The organism is Vibrio qingdaonensis, from assembly GCF_026191675.1.
In the GTDB taxonomy this organism is placed as follows: Bacteria; Pseudomonadota; Gammaproteobacteria; order Enterobacterales; family Vibrionaceae; genus Vibrio; species Vibrio qingdaonensis.
In genome coordinates this window covers 15,275-35,012 of record NZ_JAKRRY010000025.1, presented here as the reverse complement: position 1 = coordinate 35,012, position 19,738 = coordinate 15,275, and the positions used below count along the sequence as shown (strand labels likewise).

Annotated in this window: 21 protein-coding genes; 10 read left to right on the top strand and 11 right to left on the bottom strand. The window is 44.9% G+C overall.

Going from position 1 to position 19,738, the window contains the following annotated elements:
• The first annotated feature begins 309 nt into the window (after positions 1-309).
• Positions 310-1,245 carry a malate dehydrogenase gene (gene mdh, locus MD535_RS17100; RefSeq protein ID WP_265676248.1) on the top strand — a complete coding sequence of 312 codons (936 nt, stop codon included), beginning with the start codon at positions 310-312 and terminating at the stop codon, positions 1,243-1,245.
• 120 nt (positions 1,246-1,365) lie between these two features.
• Positions 1,366-1,557 (top strand): hypothetical protein, encoded by a 192-nt coding sequence (locus MD535_RS17095; RefSeq protein WP_265676247.1) that lies wholly within the window; start codon positions 1,366-1,368, stop codon positions 1,555-1,557.
• 91 nt (positions 1,558-1,648) lie between these two features.
• On the opposite strand, the gene ispB is transcribed toward MD535_RS17095, so the two are convergent.
• Positions 1,649-2,620 carry an octaprenyl diphosphate synthase gene (ispB, locus tag MD535_RS17090; protein WP_265676246.1) on the bottom strand — a complete coding sequence of 324 codons (972 nt, stop codon included), beginning with the start codon at positions 2,618-2,620 and terminating at the stop codon, positions 1,649-1,651.
• 273 nt (positions 2,621-2,893) lie between these two features.
• Here ispB and rplU point away from each other — a divergent pair, with 273 nt between their 5' ends.
• The 6 genes from rplU (at position 2,894) to folA (ending at position 6,854) form a co-directional block, all read left to right on the top strand.
• Positions 2,894-3,205, top strand: coding sequence for a 50S ribosomal protein L21 (gene rplU, locus MD535_RS17085; protein ID WP_005437376.1), 312 nt, complete (start codon positions 2,894-2,896; stop codon positions 3,203-3,205).
• A 20-nt stretch (positions 3,206-3,225) separates the two neighbouring features.
• Positions 3,226-3,480: a 50S ribosomal protein L27 gene (gene rpmA / locus MD535_RS17080; protein ID WP_250617468.1), complete on the top strand. Its 255-nt coding sequence runs from the start codon at positions 3,226-3,228 to the stop codon at positions 3,478-3,480.
• Between the two features lie 288 nt (positions 3,481-3,768).
• Positions 3,769-4,941: an Obg family GTPase CgtA gene (gene cgtA, locus MD535_RS17075; RefSeq protein ID WP_250617469.1), complete on the top strand. Its 1,173-nt coding sequence runs from the start codon at positions 3,769-3,771 to the stop codon at positions 4,939-4,941.
• A gap of 131 nt (positions 4,942-5,072) precedes the next feature.
• On the top strand, positions 5,073-5,840 hold the full coding sequence (locus tag MD535_RS17070) for a threonine/serine exporter family protein (protein WP_265676245.1): 768 nt from the start codon (positions 5,073-5,075) through the stop codon (positions 5,838-5,840).
• Positions 5,841-5,845: 5 nt separating this feature from the next.
• A complete protein-coding gene (locus MD535_RS17065) occupies positions 5,846-6,319 on the top strand; it encodes a threonine/serine exporter family protein (RefSeq protein WP_390902950.1) in 474 nt (157 codons plus the stop codon).
• A gap of 52 nt (positions 6,320-6,371) precedes the next feature.
• Positions 6,372-6,854: a type 3 dihydrofolate reductase gene (gene folA / locus MD535_RS17060; RefSeq protein WP_265676243.1), complete on the top strand. Its 483-nt coding sequence runs from the start codon at positions 6,372-6,374 to the stop codon at positions 6,852-6,854.
• A gap of 128 nt (positions 6,855-6,982) precedes the next feature.
• On the opposite strand, the gene MD535_RS17055 is transcribed toward folA, so the two are convergent.
• The 6 genes from MD535_RS17055 to lptD all read right to left on the bottom strand — a co-directional run bounded on the left by MD535_RS17055 (position 6,983) and on the right by lptD (position 13,887).
• Positions 6,983-7,786: a symmetrical bis(5'-nucleosyl)-tetraphosphatase gene (locus MD535_RS17055; RefSeq protein ID WP_265676241.1), complete on the bottom strand. Its 804-nt coding sequence runs from the start codon at positions 7,784-7,786 to the stop codon at positions 6,983-6,985.
• Between the two features lie 149 nt (positions 7,787-7,935).
• Positions 7,936-8,316 (bottom strand): Co2+/Mg2+ efflux protein ApaG, encoded by a 381-nt coding sequence (gene apaG, locus MD535_RS17050; protein ID WP_265676240.1) that lies wholly within the window; start codon positions 8,314-8,316, stop codon positions 7,936-7,938.
• 59 nt (positions 8,317-8,375) lie between these two features.
• Positions 8,376-9,182 (bottom strand): 16S rRNA (adenine(1518)-N(6)/adenine(1519)-N(6))-dimethyltransferase RsmA, encoded by an 807-nt coding sequence (rsmA, locus tag MD535_RS17045; RefSeq protein WP_265676239.1) that lies wholly within the window; start codon positions 9,180-9,182, stop codon positions 8,376-8,378.
• Complete coding sequence (gene pdxA / locus MD535_RS17040; protein WP_265676295.1) at positions 9,179-10,171, bottom strand: 4-hydroxythreonine-4-phosphate dehydrogenase PdxA; 993 nt, start codon at positions 10,169-10,171, stop codon at positions 9,179-9,181. The genes rsmA and pdxA overlap by 4 nt, the downstream gene beginning before the upstream one ends.
• 25 nt (positions 10,172-10,196) lie before the next feature.
• Positions 10,197-11,501: a peptidylprolyl isomerase SurA gene (surA, locus tag MD535_RS17035; RefSeq protein WP_265676237.1), complete on the bottom strand. Its 1,305-nt coding sequence runs from the start codon at positions 11,499-11,501 to the stop codon at positions 10,197-10,199.
• A gap of 70 nt (positions 11,502-11,571) precedes the next feature.
• Positions 11,572-13,887, bottom strand: a complete 2,316-nt coding sequence (lptD, locus tag MD535_RS17030; protein WP_265676235.1) for an LPS assembly protein LptD — start codon at positions 13,885-13,887, stop codon at positions 11,572-11,574.
• Between the two features lie 153 nt (positions 13,888-14,040).
• On the opposite strand from lptD, the gene djlA reads away from it, so the two are divergent.
• On the top strand, positions 14,041-14,889 hold the full coding sequence (gene djlA, locus MD535_RS17025) for a co-chaperone DjlA (RefSeq protein WP_265676294.1): 849 nt from the start codon (positions 14,041-14,043) through the stop codon (positions 14,887-14,889).
• Positions 14,889-15,431, top strand: coding sequence for a DUF924 family protein (locus tag MD535_RS17020; protein ID WP_279348314.1), 543 nt, complete (start codon positions 14,889-14,891; stop codon positions 15,429-15,431). The genes djlA and MD535_RS17020 overlap by 1 nt, the downstream gene beginning before the upstream one ends.
• A gap of 42 nt (positions 15,432-15,473) precedes the next feature.
• On the opposite strand, the gene MD535_RS17015 is transcribed toward MD535_RS17020, so the two are convergent.
• From MD535_RS17015 to leuB, 4 genes are all read right to left on the bottom strand, one after another.
• Positions 15,474-16,253: a DUF547 domain-containing protein gene (locus MD535_RS17015; protein WP_265676234.1), complete on the bottom strand. Its 780-nt coding sequence runs from the start codon at positions 16,251-16,253 to the stop codon at positions 15,474-15,476.
• A 204-nt stretch (positions 16,254-16,457) separates the two neighbouring features.
• Positions 16,458-17,060 carry a 3-isopropylmalate dehydratase small subunit gene (gene leuD, locus MD535_RS17010; RefSeq protein WP_265676233.1) on the bottom strand — a complete coding sequence of 201 codons (603 nt, stop codon included), beginning with the start codon at positions 17,058-17,060 and terminating at the stop codon, positions 16,458-16,460.
• 10 nt (positions 17,061-17,070) lie between these two features.
• Positions 17,071-18,474: a 3-isopropylmalate dehydratase large subunit gene (leuC, locus tag MD535_RS17005; RefSeq protein ID WP_265676232.1), complete on the bottom strand. Its 1,404-nt coding sequence runs from the start codon at positions 18,472-18,474 to the stop codon at positions 17,071-17,073.
• 140 nt (positions 18,475-18,614) lie between these two features.
• A complete protein-coding gene (gene leuB / locus MD535_RS17000; RefSeq protein WP_265676231.1) occupies positions 18,615-19,703 on the bottom strand; it encodes a 3-isopropylmalate dehydrogenase in 1,089 nt (362 codons plus the stop codon).
• Positions 19,704-19,738: the final 35 nt, after the last annotated feature.

Below are 19,738 nucleotides of genomic sequence, written 5' to 3'. Positions count from 1 at the left end.
CAGTGATCCGTCTATTGTTGCACAGAACCCGTTTGTTGACCAAATAATCCATAGTTTATGTCGACAGTATCACTATTATTTATAGCTAAATAAAGTGCTATAACTCCATAAAAACCAAGAAAAAAAGAAGGTTATTATTCGAGGGATATCGTGCTAATTTAGTAGCACGTATTTGGTGAGGTGCGCGACCTCGCAAAGCTGAGGTTAATTGATTGTAATCGATTAGTGAATATTATAGATTTTCTTTAACTGATGAAAAATTACCCTACAAAACTATTAATAAGAGAACCTCTCTCAAGGAGAACGCCCATGAAAGTAGCTGTCATTGGTGCCGCAGGTGGCATCGGTCAAGCTTTAGCCCTTCTATTGAAAAACCGCCTTCCTGCTGGTTCAGATTTAGCCCTTTACGACATTGCACCAGTCACTCCGGGCGTTGCTGCTGACTTAAGTCACATCCCGACTCCTGTCTCTATCAAAGGTTATGCTGGAGAAGACCCAACGCCGGCGTTAGAAGGTGCGGACGTTGTGTTAATTTCTGCTGGTGTGGCTCGTAAGCCAGGCATGGATCGTTCGGATCTGTTTAATGTAAATGCTGGGATCGTCAAGTCTTTGGCGGAGCGTATTGCGGCAGTATGTCCAGAAGCGTGTATCGGGATTATCACGAATCCAGTGAATACAACGGTACCTATTGCAGCAGAAGTGCTGAAAAAAGCCGGCGTTTATAATAAGCGTAAGCTGTTTGGTATTACGACATTAGATGTTATCCGCTCTGAAACGTTTGTTGCGGGCTTAAAAGATAAAGATCCAGGCGACGTTCGTGTTCCTGTTATTGGTGGTCACTCTGGTGTGACAATTCTTCCTTTGCTATCTCAAGTAGAAGGTGTGGAATTCACCGCTGAAGAAGTAGAAGCATTGACCAAACGTATCCAAAATGCCGGTACTGAAGTTGTAGAAGCGAAAGCGGGTGGTGGTTCGGCAACGTTGTCTATGGGACAAGCGGCTTGTCGATTCGGTCTCGCGCTGGTGAAAGGCCTACAAGGTGAAGAGAATGTCATTGAATGCGCTTATGTTGAAGGTGAGGGTGAGCATGCTCCATTCTTTGCACAGCCAGTGAAGTTAGGTAAAGATGGCGCGGAAGCCATCCTAAGCTACGGCGAATTGAGTGACTACGAGAAAGCGGCTCTTGACGGCATGCTAGAAACGTTGAATAAAGATATTGAACTTGGTATCGAATTCGCTAAATAGGCATTCTTGCTGTACCACGCGTAATTAAGACTAAAACCGATCTTTTTAAGATCGGTTTTTTGATCTATACCCTATCTATATCGGTATGTAGAGATACGATGATAAAGAAGGAGTAGGGGTATGGATATTAAAGATGTGAGTCAAGGGATGTGGGTAGAGTCTCAGCATGGGGTGGGTAAAGTGTTAGTGATTGATGAGGTGTCAGGGTCTGTATTGGTGGCGCCATCAGGCAGTGAACTGCAATGGGCGTTGTCCATTGATGAGATTGATGAGAATCTGCAACTTCATAATGGCTGCGACCAATACTACTAAATCACCATTCGATGATTGAAAGAGCGAAAAAGAGACAATGTGGAATTATCTCTTTTTCGCTCTTTCATTTTTAATTGTCTCAGGAGGCATTTTAAGCGCTTCGTTTTACCGCCATATAGGCCAAGGCGACAAGGGCGTCTTTGTAAACACTTTCAGGGAGGACATTCAGCTCAGCAATCGCTTTGTCAGCTTCTTTATAAGCCTGTTCTTCGGTATAGGTTAACGAACCAACGCGCTTCATTGTTGCAAGAATGGCGTCAATCTTGTCAATACCATTTGATTGCTCGATGGCCTCTCTAATCATCGCTGTTTCTTCAGGCTCACCGTGTTGCATGGCGTGAATCAGTGGCAGTGTTGGCTTGCCTTCTGCAAGGTCATCGCCGACGTTTTTACCCATGTCATCACCCGATGAGGTGTAATCCATCACATCGTCGATAAGCTGGAATGCCGTGCCTAAGTATTTACCATAGTTTTGAAGGGCAGTTTCTACCTCTGGTTCGGCGTCATTGAGGATAGCGCCAACTTGCGTGGCCGCTTCAAAAAGGCGAGCGGTTTTTGAATAGATAACCTGCATGTAGCTGGCTTCAGTGGTGTCAGGATCGTTACAGTTGATTAATTGCTGTACTTCACCTTCGGCGATAACGTTTACCGCATCACTCATTAATTCAAGAATTCGTAGTGATCCTAGGCCCGTCATCATTTGGAACGAGCGAGTGTAAATGTAATCACCGACTAAGACACTGGCCGCATTGCCAAAGGCGGCATTTGCGGTGGCTTTACCACGGCGCATATCTGACTCATCAACGACATCGTCATGAAGCAGAGTAGCGGTGTGAATAAACTCTATAAAAGCGGCTGCCGTCGTGTGAGCTTTCCCGTCATAGCCTAGGGCTTTTGCTGACAATATAGCCAAAAGTGGTCTGATGCGTTTCCCACCACTGTTGACAATGTAGAAGCCCAATTGATTGATAAGGCTGACCTCAGAGTTCAATTGTGCCTGAATCGTTTCGTTCACTTTTACCATGTCACTAGCAGTTAGTGATTGGATAGCTTTAAAATCCATTACGTACCCGGTTGAGCATAGAGCCTATAAGGCTTAGTCGATCATTATAATTTGGTGAATAATACACTAAAAAACGTTGATTAATACATGCTTAAAAGGCATTATTGCCGCACTTTTCTTTGGCGATTAGCTTTTCGCCAAAATTTTTAAAATATGGCTTGTCATAGGTTAATGGTTCGCGTAGAATCTGCGCCCTATTGATGATTAGTTTAGCGCACACCCTCATTGTTCAAATAACAATCAAAAGGCTGTGCGGAAAAAGCGGAGTAAAATATGTACGCTGTTTTCCAATCTGGTGGCAAACAACACCGAGTAAGCGAAGGTCAAACCCTTCGTTTAGAGAAATTAGACGTTGAAACTGGCGCAACTGTAGAATTTGATAAAGTTCTTCTTGTTGCTAACGGCGAAGAGATCCAAGTTGGCGCTCCTCTAGTTGAGGGCGGCAAAGTCGTTGCTGAAGTAGTACAACACGGTCGTGGCGATAAAGTTAAAATCGTTAAGTTCCGTCGTCGTAAGCACTCACGTAAGCAACAAGGTCACCGTCAGTGGTTCACAGAAGTGAAAATCACTGGTATCAACGCTTAATCGATTAGGAGAGTTTAACAATGGCACACAAAAAAGCTGGTGGTTCTACTCGTAACGGCCGCGATTCAGAAAGCAAACGCCTAGGTGTTAAGCGTTTTGGTGGTGAAGCTGTTCTTGCAGGTAACATCATCGTTCGTCAACGTGGTACTAAGTTCCACGCTGGCACAAACGTTGGCATCGGTAAAGACCACACTCTTTTCGCTCTTACTGAAGGTAAAGTGAAATTTGAAGTTAAAGGTCCTAAAAACCGTAAGTTTGTAAGCATCGAAGGTTAATAATTGGCCTAGTGCTCAATTATTAAATTAGCTTTCTAGCTGAATTCAAAAGCCCTGCCGATTCGGCAGGGTTTTTTATTTATAAGCAGTCGATAGAGACAAAGTTCTACTTACTCGAATTCGCATAGGTTAAGTGGGGAATCGTCTCTGTCATCTGCTAAAATGTAGTGATAATTGTTTTAGCCTAGAAGATGGGTTTATTCGTAGTTCGTTGACGTAATATTGAGTCGCGCAGAATGCACATCAAGTTTCTAGGATATACACGCGAAGAAGTAGTCGGAGTAAGAGATGAAGTTCGTAGATGAAGCGGTAGTAAAAGTCCAAGCTGGTGACGGCGGTAGCGGCGTTGTGAGTTTTTGGCGTGAAAAATTTGTGGCTAAAGGTGGCCCTGACGGTGGTGATGGCGGCGATGGTGGCGACATTTACATCGAAGCAGATGAAAACCTTAACACATTGATTGATTACCGTTTTCAGCGTTTTTATGATGCGGAACGTGGTCAAAATGGTCGCGGTGGAAACTGTACTGGTAAACGCGGTAAAGATAAAGTAATGAAAGTGCCAGTAGGTACTCGCGCCGTTGATATTCATACCAATGAAATCGTTGCTGAAGTTGCCGAACATGGCAAAAAAGTGATGGTAGCAAAAGGGGGTTGGCATGGTCTTGGCAACACTCGTTTCAAATCTTCAGTTAACCGAGCACCCCGTCAAAAGACATTGGGTACTAAAGGTGAATTACGCGAGCTAAGACTAGAGCTTTTGTTGCTGGCTGACGTGGGTATGCTAGGTCTACCTAACGCAGGTAAATCGACGTTTATTCGTGCGGTGTCAGCAGCCAAGCCTAAAGTGGCAGATTACCCATTTACGACACTAATCCCAAGCTTGGGCATGGTGAGTGTTGTTCCTGAGAAAAGTTTTGTTGTTGCCGATATTCCTGGTCTTATTGAAGGTGCAGCAGATGGTGCAGGCTTAGGTATTCGCTTCTTGAAGCACCTAGAGCGCTGCCGAGTGCTGTTGCATGTGATTGATATCATGCCTATCGATCAGTCTAGCCCTATTGAAAATGCGCTAACCATCATTGATGAGCTTGAGCAATACAGTGAAAAACTAGCGGGTAAGCCTCGTTGGTTAGTATTCAATAAGGTCGATCTAATGTCTGAGGAAGAAGCGGACGAGATCATCCAAGAAGTGATTGATGCACTAGGTTGGGAAGATGATCACTTTAAGATTTCAGCAGTGAACAAGCAAGGTACCAAAGAACTGTGCTATAAGCTGGCTGACTTTATGGAGACATTACCTCGAGCTCAGGAAGAGATTTCTGAAGAAGAGAAAGTTGACTTCATGTGGGATGATTACCATAAAGATGCGATTGCTGGTAAAGACGTTGTGACCGAAGATGGTGATGACTTCGATGATTGGGACGATGAAGAAGATGATGGACACGTCATCTATGTTCGTGACTAATCGCGATTCGCAAGATAGTTAAATAAGGCCGCAATATTATATTGCGGCTTTTTTGTACCTAAATCATTTTTACTCAACCTAATATAAGGCAAACTGACGAACCCAAATTATTGTGCATGCTGGAAGGAACCATGGCATCAAAACAAAGAAACGTATCAAGATTGATCGCTCAAGCAGGTCAAATGCTGTTAGCTCACGGTGCAGAGAGCACATTGGTCGGCCATATCACCCATCGTATAGGCATTGCAGCAGGCATGGATGAAGTTGAAGTCTCACTGTCGGCAAGTTCTTTAGTTGTGACAACCGTTTATCAACAGCATTGCGTGACGACGGCGCGCAGGAGCCCGGATAAAGGGCTCAACATGCGTGTTGTCACACAAGTTCAGCGAATTTGTATCATGATGGAGAAAGGTATTCTCGATTATGAGTTGGCGCAAAAGAAACTCAATGCTATTAGCCCCGAGCGCTATAATCGTTGGTTAGTCGTGATCATGATTGGCTTGTCGTGCGCGGCATTTAGTCGCCTTGCAGGTGGGGATTGGTCGGTATTTATGATGACATTTTTAGCTTCATCCATAGGTATGATTGTGAGACAGGAAGTCGGCCATCGCCACTTCAATCCGTTACTTAACTTCGCTGTCACGGCTTTTGTTACCACGTTAATATCCGCTCAAGCGGTGATCTATAGTATTGGTGCTCAGCCTCAATTAGTGATGGCTTCTTCGGTATTGATGCTCGTCCCGGGTTTCCCGCTCATCAACGCCGTTGCCGATATGATTAAAGGTTACATCAATATGGGCATCGCGCGCTTTGTGATGGCCAGTTTATTAACCCTCGCAACCTGTTTAGGGATTGTTGGTGCAATGAGCGTCACGAACGTATTAGGATGGGTGCAATAATGGCTATGCCGGGGTTCGATCTTATATTCGCGTTACTCAATGATATGTTTTTTGCAGCCATCCCTGCCGTGGGTTTTGCTTTAGTATTTAATGTGCCTCAGAATGCTTTAGCTTACTGTGCAGTAGGAGGTGCCATAGGACATGGCAGTCGTTTTATTATGCTGCATTATGGCGTGCCCATTGAGTGGGCATCGTTTTTTGCGGCCACGATTGTCGGCTGTATTGGTGTCCATTGGTCGCATAAATTTTTAGCACACCCTAAAGTATTTACGGTTGCAGCACTGATCCCCATGGTTCCCGGTGTGTTTGCCTTTAAAGCGATGATAGCTATGGTAGAGATCAACCATTTGGGTTTTACGCCGGATCTATTAGCGACCTTGATGGAGAACTTCCTTAAAGCGATGTTTATTATCGCTGGGCTTGCTATTGGCTTAGCCATGCCGGGGCTGTTATTCTATCGTCGTCGTCCCGTCGTTTAAGCCTTGAGCGCTTAAGTGTGATTTGTCTCAGTCGTATATAGGAACAATAACAATGATCATCAGTATGATAGCCGCCATGGCCAGTAATCGTATTATTGGTAAAGACAACCAAATGCCTTGGCATCTTCCTGCCGATTTTATGTGGTTTAAAAAATGCACAATGGGTAAACCTGTCATTATGGGCAGAAAAACCTATGATTCGATTGGACGGGCGCTACCGGGAAGACGCAATATTGTTGTGACCAGAGATGAGACTCTGATCATTGATGGTGTAGATACGGTGACATCATTGGATGCCGCATTAGCATTAGTGCATGAAGAGGCGGAAGTGATGATCATTGGTGGTGGGGCGTTTTACCGTCATTGTTTACCAATGGCAAATAAGTTGTACTTAACGTTCATCGACGCCACTATAGAGGGGGATACACAGTTCCCTGAGTGGGGAAGTGAGTGGCGTGAAACCTACCGCGAAGCGTTTACTGCCGATGAAAAAAATCGATACGATATGAGTTTTGTGATACTTGAAAATCAGTAGGCAGATTGTCTATAGATTGAGTCCATAGGTTGAGTCCATAGGTTGTTAAGTCGTTCCGACCTATGGGCTGATTCTTTCGCCGTTGTACACGCTAAGCGAAAGATCCTCTAGGATGAGTTCTTCGAGTGCTAAAGCGCTGCTTGGGAGAATAATTGTTTATCTTCCCAGCGAATCATAGTAAGCGTTCCTCCCCATACGCAGCCAGTATCTAGCCCAATCACTTCGTCATTCATATAACCACCCAACGCTGCCCAATGACCAAATAAAATGGTTTTTTGCAACGGGATTCGCTGTGGAACTTGGAACCAGGGTAGCAATTGATCGTCCTTTATCTCCTCTGGAGGAAGCTTACATGCCATGTCAAGGCGCCCATCAGGGAAACAAAATCTCATTCGAGTAAAGGCATTAATCGTGTATCGCCAGCGATCTATCCCGATTAAATCTGAGTGCCATTTGTCTGGCTGATTGCTATACATATCGGCAACTAACTGCTGCCAACGGTCTGAGGATAACTCGACCTCAACCTCGTGGGCACATGTTCTTGCGGTAGATAGTGACCAGTCTGGTGAAATGCCTGCGTGGCAGACAACAAACTCATCATGCTCAAGAAGCAATGGCTGTTGGCGAAGCCACTCTAATAATTCAATGCGATCGTCTGCGTCGAGGATGGGGAGTGTTTTATCTTTCGCTTTGGCTCGATGAACACCTAAAGAGACCGCAAGGAGATGAAGGTCATGATTCCCTAGACAGATCTTGGCAGCTTTTCCTAGTCCCTTTAGAAACCGAAGGGTTTCTAAAGACTTATTCCCTCTGGCGACGAGATCGCCCGCAACCCAGAGTGTATCGACACTGGCATTAAACTCGGCCGATGTAAGCAATAGCTTAAGTTCATCAAAGCAGCCTTGAATGTCACCGATAATATAATTGGCCAAACTGTACCTATAATGTTGGGAGATTAAAAGGGTATGGTTAGTCGTGTAGTTAGAGTTAAAGTTAAAGTTAGAGTTAAAGTTAGAATTAGAACAACGCCATGCTACACGAGATAAAGCGTGAGGTGAATTTATGCGGCTAGTATATAGTTTTAATTGAGAATATTTGGCACGGCAAGGCGAAAGGGTTCAATTTCCGCGTTGAACGCTGTTCCCTTTCCATCAATCATGACGTAGTGACCTTGCATGACTCCAACCGGGGTTTCTATTGCGGTACCACTACTGTATGTGTATTCGTCATTGCCCTCAATTATCGGTTGTTGCCCAACAACGCCATCACCTTCAATACTCATTTGTTTACCATTTGCATCGGTGATTAACCAGCGGCGACTAAGTAACTGGATTGTCTCTTTGCTAAGATTTTTAATGGTGATGATGTAAGCAAAGACAAAGCGTTGATTATCGGGATCAGACTGCTCTGCAATGTATTTGGTATGTACTTGGCATTTAACACAAGGGGAAGAAGTATCCATGTCTCTCTCCTTTGCTTAAAAAAAACGCCCAACATTATAAATGTTAGGCGCAGCGTTCATTATTTGTGGTTGTCTTCTAGCCAGTTGGCCATGGCAACAAATTGCTCCAGAGTGAGGTTTTCTGGGCGCATGCCTGGGTTAACCCCAAGCTCTTCGAGTATTTCAGTAGACAGAAGAGACTTGTAGCAATTTCGAACCGTCTTTCTGCGTTGGTTGAAGCCATCGCGGCATACACGCTCTAACCACTTAATGTTTTTGGCTGGGTGCGGTAACACTTCATAAGGCATTAAGCGCACAACGGCTGAGTCCACTTTTGGTGGTGGAACAAACGCCGTTGGTGGGACTTCTAGTACAGGGACGACTTTACAGTAATATTGTGCCATAACCGTTAAGCGACCATAGGCTTTACTGCCTGGACCTGCTGCTAAGCGGTTGACCACTTCTTTTTGCAACATGAAGTGCATGTCTTGAATATCTTTATGAAATTCAAATAGGTGGAACATCAGTGGCGTTGAGATATTGTATGGTAGGTTACCAAAAATACGCAGCTTGTTATTCGGCTTCACCAGTTGAGTGAAATCGAAGCGCATAGCATCGCCTTCATGGATGGTCAGCTTATCTGCCAAATCTGGGTGGTTACGCAGGCGTTCAGCCAAGTCACGGTCCAATTCGATAACCGTTAGTTTATCCACTTCTTTACCGACTGGCTCAGTGATGGCACCAAGACCTGGACCAATCTCAACTAGGTTTTGACCCGGTCTTGGATTGATAGACGATACGATGCCATCGATGATGTACGGATCGTTAAGGAAGTTTTGACCAAAACGTTTTCTCGCTTTGTGCCCCAAGTGGACATCATTTCTCATTGTCTGCTCTCTACTAAATCTATCGCGTATGCTAATGCTGTCTCAAAGCTGCCAAAGTCTGCAAGGCCAGTGCCTGCAAGATCTAAAGCAGTGCCATGATCAACCGATGTCCTTATAAAGGGTAGACCAAGTGTGATATTTACTGAACGACCAAAGCCTTTGTATTTTAATACAGGAAGCACTTGGTCGTGATACATACCTAAAACAGCGTCTGCATCGCGCAGGTATTTGTCATTGAAAATCGTATCGGCAGGTAGTGGGCCGATAAGGTTATAACCTTTTTCCCTGCGAAGGGTGTCTAGCGTTGGTGTAATCGTGTCGATTTCCTCCGAACCTAGAACACCATCTTCTCCTGCGTGGGGGTTTAACCCACATACATAAATAGTTGGATGATCAATACCAAACTTGCTAACGAGGTCATGGTGCAGTATCTCTATGATACTGGCAACGCGCTCTTTGGTTATCGCGGCAGAAACGGCCGTCAAAGGCAAGTGGGTCGTGACTAATGCAGTACGTAGGCCTTCGGTAGCCAACATCATTACGACGAGCGGTGTATTTGACACTTCAGCAAAGAACTCTGTATGGCCGCTGAAGCTGACACCAGCACGGTTGATCACCCCTTTATGCACAGGGCCGGTGACAATAGCATCAAACTCGCCATTCATACAGCCTTTTGCTGCTTTTTCTAGCGTATTTAATACGTACTGACCGTTAGACTCATCGAGCTTTCCCGCTTGTGCTGGGGAGCTTAATGGTTCATGCAGGATAACGAGAGTACCAACCTGATGCTTCTCCTGACATGCCTTATCGTAATCGATGAGCGATAAATCCGTATTAAGCTGTTTTGCTCGCTCGGCTATCAGAGACTTATCGGCGCAGACCACGATCTGATAAGGCCATTCGCGTTGGGATAGGGCGACAACCAGATCGGGGCCAATACCAGCAGGCTCTCCCGCGGTGATGAGGATTCGTTTTGTTTTTCTTAACATAGAATCGGCTTGCTCAGTGGCTTGATTAGTTGCTGTCATCATCAGTGTCTTCATCTTTGATCATTTCAACAAACGCGCTAGCGCGGATTTCTTGCATCCATGCGGAAGCTTCTTCGTTGAACTTACGGTTAAACAAAATGCGATAAGCACGGTTTTGCATCGCAGAACCCGTTTTATCGACATCACGTCGGTCTAAGACTTCGACGATATGCCAACCGTGAACGGTTTTAAATGGAGCACTGATTTGACCGATAGGCAATGTTTCTACCTGGTGTTTAAATTCAGGCACATACAGTTCAGGGGTTTGGTAACCAAGTTCGCCGCCTTGAGCGGCAGAGCCAGGATCGGCGCTGTATTGCTCGGCAAGTTCTGCGAAGGTAGCATCACCGTTTTGAATTTTTTGAATGTAGCTGTTGAGGGCACGCTTAACGCCTTCATCGCTCAAAATGACGGTTGGTTTTATTAGAATATGACGCGCGTTCACTTCAGTGACCGAAACGGTTTCTAGGCCTTTAACGTCTTCAATCTTCAGGATATGGAACCCTACACCACTGCGGAATGGACCAATAATGCTACCTTTAGTTTGCATTTTGATTTGGTCAGCAAAAATAGTGGGCATTTCTTCTTTTCGCATCCAACCCCAATCACCGCCCTCTAGGGCTTTGGGACCTTTTGAGTAGGTGTAAGCCATGGTGGCAAAGTCTTCACCATCTTTAAGCTTGGCGACGATATCTTTTGCCTGCTTCTCAACGTCACTTTTGTCTTCACCCTCTTTGAAACGTAATTGAATATGGCGAATGTTATAGGTGACGGTGGCATTGCTTTCTTGTGCAAGTAGCTCTGCGAGGTTGTCGACTTCTGCTGGTAGGATGTTAATACGCTGTCTAACCATAGCGTTGCGCGCTTCACTAGCGGCAATTTCGTCACGAATTTGCTCACGAAATGATTCCCAACCCAAGCCTTCCTCTGCGACAGTTTGGCGAAGCTGAGCCACGCTTTGTTGGTTGTTTTTTGCAATGTCCTTTAACGTTTCTTCAAGGCGATTATCATCGATTCGAACCCCAATTCTTTCCGCTTCTTGAAGCTGCAGCTTTTCTAAAATTAACTTATCGAGGATTTGCTCTTGAATGATGTCTTGTGATGGCAACTCTTGGTTGTTTTTTTTCGCATTGGCAAACAGAGTCTTTGTGGCTGACTCAATGTCGCTTTGTAAAATAACGCCATCGTTAACCACGATGCGTACTCTATCTAGTTCAACCGGTGCCGCAAGCGCGTGCAGTGCGACGGTCGCGCATAATAAGGTAGAGAGAATTTTGCTAATAAATTTCATCGATATTCCTAGTGTAAACTTCTCCAACTAAGAGTGGGAGAAGTTTATAAAGTTCCTTGAACTGAATAGCTTAGTTACTCAATGTAAAAGGTCGGCTATATTTCAATGCGTTACCATTCGGTGACGGTGGGGGCGCAGTACTACCCCCAAGCCCGGTTATTCCGAAGTTGACTCGGATGTTTTCTTCGAAAATAGGATCCTGACCAATGCCGTTTTCCCAAGAGCGAAGCTGCTTACTTAAATCAAAGCCTAAATACCAACAGTCTGATTCATATTGAATTTGAGCAAGCCACTCCATAGACACGTTTTCGGTCGTGTCGTAATAATACTGCCCACTCATTATCCAGTTGGTATTAATGCGATAGCCTCCTAGCAGGCCTACTTGTGAAATACCATTCTTAGTGATATTTGTTATATCTCCGAGGTTCACGGTATTTTCAATGTACTCTTTAGTGACATAGCGATAGTTCGCTTGAATATAGTCACTACCTACACGGTACTCCAGAGTTGAGTTGCCGAGTGAGATCTGGGAACCGTCAACATCATATTGAATACCACCGCGATAGAAAATACGGTCGTTATAATTGAAATCTGTTTCTACAGCCCAGGCAGAGTAGTTTGATGATGCATCAGGGTAAGAGTTAGGGTTTTTCGTACCCGCATCAAGATAATAGATTTGACCAAATGAGACGGCCAATCGCTCTTTGTTTGAACTATCATAAAATCGACTTGAGGCGCCATAACTAATTTGGTTCGCTGCTGCAATTTTATCGACACCACTGTACTTCCTAGAACGGAACAGCCCGTAATAATCTGTTTGTAAAAGAGTGGTGTCGTATTCATAAATGCCATCTTGATTTACTTCTGGTACATATAAATATTGAATTTGCGGCTCTAGGGTCTGTGTGTAGTCCTTAACCATGGTGGTCCCACGCTCCAATACTACGCCTGCATGAGTTCTAAATTGGGGAATATTTCTAAATACGCTTTCTTCCAACGGTCTCACGTTACCATTGTTATCATAGACTAAATCTCTGATGTCTTGGTCGTAATATGTTGAAAGGTATCTAGCTTCTGTCGTCCACGTTCCCCAGGTGGTAGCAAGTGGCAGTGTTATACCGGGTTCAAAATGGACTCGAGTGGCTTCTGGTTTTGTTGTGTCATCGGTTACGAAATGAGAAATGTGACTGATGAAATCAAAATTTAGGTCTCCATAGATATTTGGCAGGTGGTAATCTGCTTCAAACTGAGGAGCTAGTTGGTAAGGTTTACTGTTATCAACAAGTATCTGGAAGTCACGAACTCTGACTGCAGTGTCCCAGCGTTCATTTCTAAAGGTGAGCTCTCCCTCTTGAAGAAGTTGACCGTCAGAACGGTTACCAAGGCTTGAGTCCATATCTGTGAAATATTCAATATCACTCACTTGAGAGTAATCTACTCTTAATCCCCAGTTTTGGTTGAAAGAGGTGTTGTTATTAAATTGAGCGGCCCACCTAGCACCTTTATCTTCATATTTTTTGTCGGTTCCCAAGACTTCAGCTCGTAATTGTCCGTTGCTGCCAGCAGTTAAGTATCTAAAGTTACCTTTGAGCTGTAAACCACGATTTTGCATATAATTAAAAGTAGTGAGCAAATCGTAATTTTCGGCAAGGTTCCAGTAAACCGGCAGTGAAAATTCAAAACCGTTTTTAGAGCCAAGTGAGGCCGACGGACGTAATACACCTGTTTTACGTTTATCACCAATTGGCATTTGCATATAAGGCAAATAGAATATAGGCACTTTTTGAACTTCAACTCTCGCATTGTAGAGTGTTGCCACTTCTTCATTAGGGTCTATGTCCATATCGCTTGCTAAGAAGCGCCATGAATTATCACCTTCTGGACAAGAAGTGATAGAGCCATCCTCAATTTCATACATTTTCTTGCCTGTTTTAGAGATAAAAACAGCTTCACCACGTCCAGGGGTGCAAAGAAATTCGTATTGAGTATTTTCGAGTGTCAGATCATCTTTACTTAGGTTATTAGTGACTTTATCCGATACCACTTTGATCTCACCATCATTCATGACAACGTTGCCCTCACCAACAACAATGCTTTCTTGTTGGTGCAGCGTTACTTGATCCGCGGTGATGGTTTTATTGCCTTGAGTGACAACCACATCCCCTTTATAGGTCGCGCGCTGACCATTGATCGCCTCTAATGAGTCGGCTTCAATATTGATTGGCTCTTGATTGGAATCAGAACTTTGTGCAGTATCAACAGAGCACTGGTCTGTTGGAGGCATAGTTTGCCCATTATTTTTCGATGTATCTTCGGCGTGTGCGTAGGACGCGAGCAGCGCAGCAGCGACAGAAGCCGCTAGATATGAGCGTGAATAACGTGACATCGAGTTGTACTATCCTGTTTAACTTGATTCATTCTATTGAAAACGATTGATATTGAATCGTATATAAGACGGTTCCTATCATAAAGGAAATTGACCTTACAGACACTAGTAGACTGCGAATCAACGCAAAAATTCATAGATAGAGAGCACATTATACAAATGATAGGAAAAATTTTAGGTGTATTCTTTGGCATACTCTTCGGCGGGCCTCTTGGTGCCTTGTTTGGATTGTTCCTTGGGCACCAGTTTGATAAAGCAAGGCGCTTGAACCGTGCTGGGTTCAATCGCAGTGGGTTTGGTGGAGTTAATCAGGAAGAGCGCCAGCAAGAATTTTTAAATTCTGCTTATGCAGTCATGGGGCATGTGGCCAAAGCAAAAGGCCAAGTGACTCAAGAAGAGATTCAGCTTGCAACCATTATGATGGATCGTATGAACCTTAATAGTGAGCAAAAAAAGCAGGCTCAGAATGCATTTAGACTAGGAAAAGAGGCGGATTTCCCCTTAGAGCGCACACTTGACAAGGTGAGAATCTCTTCTGGTGGCCGTCATGATCTGTTGCAGTTTTTTTTGGAGCTGCAGATTTCCGCCGCCTTTGCGGATGGCAGCATCCACCCAACTGAGCGTGATGTGTTGCATCGTATCGCACAGGGGTTAGGTTTTTCTGCGGAACAGTTAGAGCAACGACTGCGTATGCAAGAAGCGGCATTTCGATTCCAACATGGTGGATTTGAAGGGGGTCAATATCAAGGCGGTCAAGGTGGCAGTTGGCAGCAGGCGAGCAGCGCGTCTCAATTATCAGATGCCTATAATGTTCTAGGGGTTGATGAATCGGCGGATGCAAAAACACTTAAGCGTGCGCATCGTAAATTGATGAACGAGCACCATCCTGACAAGTTGATGGCGAAAGGTTTACCGCCAGAAATGATGAATGTAGCAAAAGAAAAGTCTCAGGAAATTCAAAAAGCCTATGACTTAATCAAAAAGGTAAAAGGATTTAAATAATGATGGAATACAAGGATGTATTAACATTTTGGTTCGATGAATTGACGCCGAGTGATTGGTTTTCTGGCGGGGCGTCGATTGATGCGGTTATTGCTAAGCGATTTACTCAATTACATGCTGCTGCCGCTGCTGGTGAATTGTCTTCATGGAGAGAGTGCGCGCAAGGGCGCTTGGCTGAAGTGATCGTGCTGGATCAGTTTTCTCGAAACCTGTATCGCGATCAAGTGGGTGCGTTTTCTTGCGATCCCATGGCTCTTGTTTTAGCGCAAGAGTGTATTGCGCTTAAGTTAGATGCCGCGCTCAGTACACAAGAGCGTACCTTTTTATATATGCCATTCATGCACAGTGAATCAATAGTGATTCACGAGCGCGCAGTTAAATTATTTACCCAAAATGGTGTTGAATCTACCCTTGATTTTGAACAGCGCCACCAAGCCATTATTGCGCGTTTTGGGCGCTACCCACATCGAAATGACATTTTAGGACGCCTGTCTACACAGGAAGAAATCGAGTTTTTAACGCAACCTGGGTCGAGCTTTTAGCTCGGCGGTTGTTTCTCCCTATGCAAATAACGCTAGTTTGCGTTATTTTGAATTCAATGCCCAGTCATAATCGTAGTCAAGTTTCCCTTTGAACTGAGCGACTTCTGGACGGTATTGGCTGATATGTGCCATCACCCCACCTTGCGCAGAAAAATCTTCGGCAAACCACTCGTAGATGGAAGACAGAGTCGCTTTGTCTCCCTGTATGTTAATGCCTTTGCTGCTATTTATGTATGTTGCCGCTGCTTGATCGAGTAGCGCATTGCTGTTTTGCGCGTTAAAGGCTTGAGTCTGCAAATTAGGGCAGCCTAGACTGGCACAATTTACCGCGTAGTGTGTGCGTGGGTCGTTCCAAATTGGTCGCAAGATCCGGTGTTCAATATCATTCAGTGTCAGTGTTTGACCTGCGATGGTAATGACATCATCTCCCCAAGGACCAAAGCTAAATAGCCCACCAAGTTTGGTGATGGATTTTACTGGATAACGGTCAAGAATAAGGTCTACAGTGATCGCGTTATAAAGGTTTACCCAGTAAGCATACTGCTCTGCTTGATTCAGTGTTCTTGGATCGATACTGGCAAGTTGTTCTAGATAACGCTTTAAGTTTTGCTTGTCATCGCTAGACACGCGTACGTAGCGAACTAAAGTATTCTCGCCCTCAGTCACAAGATAGCGGTCAAGAAACTGTTGCCAAGGCTGATGAGAAATCACCTGGGCATTGGACTCGTCACTTATATTCCAGAAATCCCAAAGTTCGGATTTTGGGGCGGCCAACACGTTGGTCGCCAGGAAAAGGGCAATAAATGAGAATAGTCGAAACATAATGAACATCCGTATTGATAGTGGCTGGTTTAAAAGACCTTTGCCAGCGTGATAAACTTTCATCCTGAAATAATTATTGTCATGGATGGCAGGAAAGCAAGCCACGGCTTCGTGTACTTAAAAGCGAAATAAGCGTCGGTGATAGATGTAAAAATCCCGGCTAACGAGCCGGGATTGATGCCAAATCAATGCTGATTGAAAAGCTTATTTTAAAAAGCTTGGAATTTGCGCTTCATAAGCGGCTATCTTATCGGCGTGTTGCAGTGTCAAACCAATATTATCCAAACCGTTTAGCAAACAGTGGCGACGGAATTCATCAATTTCAAATGAATATGTTTTACCATTTGCTGATACCGTCATTGACTCTAAATCGACGGTAATGTCCGCCCCTTCATTGTCAGCAACAAAGTGAAACAGTTCATCGACTTCTTGCTCAGTTAGGCGAACGGGTACCATTTGGTTGTTGATGGAGTTACCGTAAAAAATATCGGCAAAGCTTGGGGCGATCATCACTTGGATACCATAGTCTGCCAATGCCCAAGGAGCGTGCTCTCGTGAAGAGCCACAGCCAAAATTTTCACGCGCGAGCAAAATGCTAGCGCCTTGATAACGTGGTGCATTCATGATGAATTCTGGGTTAGGTTGCTGACCAGCGTCATCCAGGAAGCGCCAGTCATTGAACAGGTGCTGACCAAAACCAGTACGGGTGACTTTTTGCAAAAATTGCTTAGGAATAATCGCATCAGTGTCGATATTAGCGATATCTAAAGGGACGACTAACCCTGTGTGTTGTTTAAATCCTGACATGTGTTATTCCTTATGAGTCCAATTCTCTGATATCAACAAAATGGCCAGCAATAGCGGCGGCTGCAGCCATCGCAGGGCTGACTAAGTGAGTACGGCCATCACGGCCTTGGCGACCTTCGAAGTTACGGTTACTGGTAGACGCGCAGCGCTCTTGAGGACCCAATCGGTCATTGTTCATCGCTAAACACATAGAGCAGCCAGGTAGACGCCACTCAAATCCAGCTTCTTTAAAGATAACATCTAAGCCTTCTGCTTCTGCTTGTGCTTTCACCTGTTCAGAGCCTGGAACAATTAATGCTTGTACGTGGGACGCAACGCTGCGACCTTTCGCAACAGCGGCGGCGGCGCGCATGTCTTCGATGCGAGAGTTAGTACAAGAGCCGACAAAGACTTTATCGACGTTATAATCGGTTAGGGATTTACCCGCTTCAAGTCCCATATACGCTAATGCTTTTTCCGCAGACATTTTCTCTACTGGGTCTGCAAAGCTTTCTGGTGCTGGAATGGGTTGATCTACTGCGATCACTTGACCCGGATTGGTACCCCATGTGACTTGAGGCTTAATGTCGGCACCATTGAGTGTCACAACTGCATCAAACGTCGCATCAGCATCGGTTTTAAATGTGTTCCAATACTCAACGGCTGCATCCCAGTCGCTGCCTTGCGGGGCAAACTTACGACCTTTGATGTATTCAAATGTCGTTTCGTCTGGGGCAATGAGACCCGCTTTTGCACCGAGTTCAATGGCCATATTACACACGGTCATTCGACCTTCCATAGAAAGGTCGGTGATGGCTTCACCACAAAATTCGACCACATAGCCAGTGCCGCCGGCGGCGGTGGTTTTACCGATAATAGCCAGCACAATATCTTTGGCCGTCACGCCAGGCGCGACTTTGCCTTTTACTTCAATCTTCATGGTTTTCGCACGAGACTGTTTTAGAGTTTGAGTTGCTAATACGTGCTCAACTTCAGACGTGCCAATACCGAATGCTAATGAGCCAAAAGCGCCATGTGTTGCGGTGTGAGAATCACCACAAACAATGGTCATCGCCGGAAGAGTGATGCCAAGTTCAGGGCCCATTACATGCACAATACCTTGGTATTTATGATTAAGGTCATACAGTGTGACACCAAACTCTTCACAGTTTTTTGATAGTGTTTCCATTTGGATACGAGCCATCTCACCTGATGCGTTAATGTCTTTCGTCGTAGTGGAGACGTTATGATCCATGGTGGCGAAGGTTTTATTGACTTGGCGAACTGGGCGACCTTTCTCGCGCAAGCCATCAAAAGCTTGTGGAGAGGTCACTTCATGGACTAGGTGACGATCAATATAAAGAATTGGGTTTTCACCTTCGGCTTCTACGGCGACGTGCGCATCATAGACTTTTTCATACAGTGTTTTCGACATTGCTAATTCCTTGCTGTTGGGTCTGCGCGAACTCTTTCATCACGCAAGCAGAATATTCTTATTATGATGTCGCGATGACATGATTTGCCATCGCGCAATTGCGAACCATTATTGGTGGCAACCTAATTGGCTATTAGCTATTAGCTATTAGCGATATAGCTAGCAATTTTATCGCCCATCTCTGATGTGCTCAGTGCAGGCTTATCACCAGATAGATCAGCAGTAAGCTCGCCAGCAGACAGTGCCTTACTGACTGCAGATTCAATATCTTGAGCCGCGGCTTCTTCACCTAAGCTGTAGCGAAGCATCAGTGCAGCCGAAAGGATTTGTGCGACTGGGTTAGCAATGTTCTTACCCGCGATATCTGGCGCAGAGCCGCCTGCAGGTTCATATAAGCCAAACTGACTTTCATTTAGACTTGCTGATGGCAACATGCCCATTGAACCGGTAATCATCGCGCATTCATCAGAGATGATGTCGCCGAAGATGTTTGAACACAGCATAATATCGAACTGAGATGGGTCTTTAATAAGCTGCATCGTCGCGTTATCGATGTACATATGGTTAAGCGTAACGTCTGGGTAGTCTTTTGCCACTTCCTCAACGACTTCGCGCCACAAGATAGAGCTTTGTAATACGTTCGCTTTATCGATGGAATACACGTTTTTATTGCGCAAGCGAGCCGACTCAAAGGCAATTTTAGCAATGCGTTCGATTTCGTAGCGGTGATACACTTCGGTATCAAATGCTTTTTCTGTTGGCCCTTCACCTTCACGGCCTTTTGGTTGCCCAAAATAGATGCCGCCAGTCAATTCGCGTACCACAACAATGTCAAAGCCTTTGGCTGAGATGTCAGCACGCAGCGGTGAGAAATCTTCTAAGCCACTGTGAATTTGTGCTGGACGCAAGTTACAAAATAATTGGAAGTGCTTACGTAAAGGAAGCAGGGCACCGCGCTCTGGTTGATCATTCGGTGCTAGGTGTTCCCATTTAGGGCCACCGACGGAACCAAATAGAATCGCATTTGAGTCCTCACAACCTTTGACCGTGCTTTCTGGAAGCGGACAACCATGGTTATCAATGGCAATACCGCCCACATCAAATTCTTCGCAATCAAATGTGATGCCATGTTTAGTTTCAATTGCATCCAATACTTTGTGTGCTTGAGCCATTACTTCTGGGCCAATGCCGTCGCCTGGTAATACTGCAATTTTGTATGTGCCTGCCATGGTGTCCTGTTCCTTACTTGTTGTATTTGCGTTAA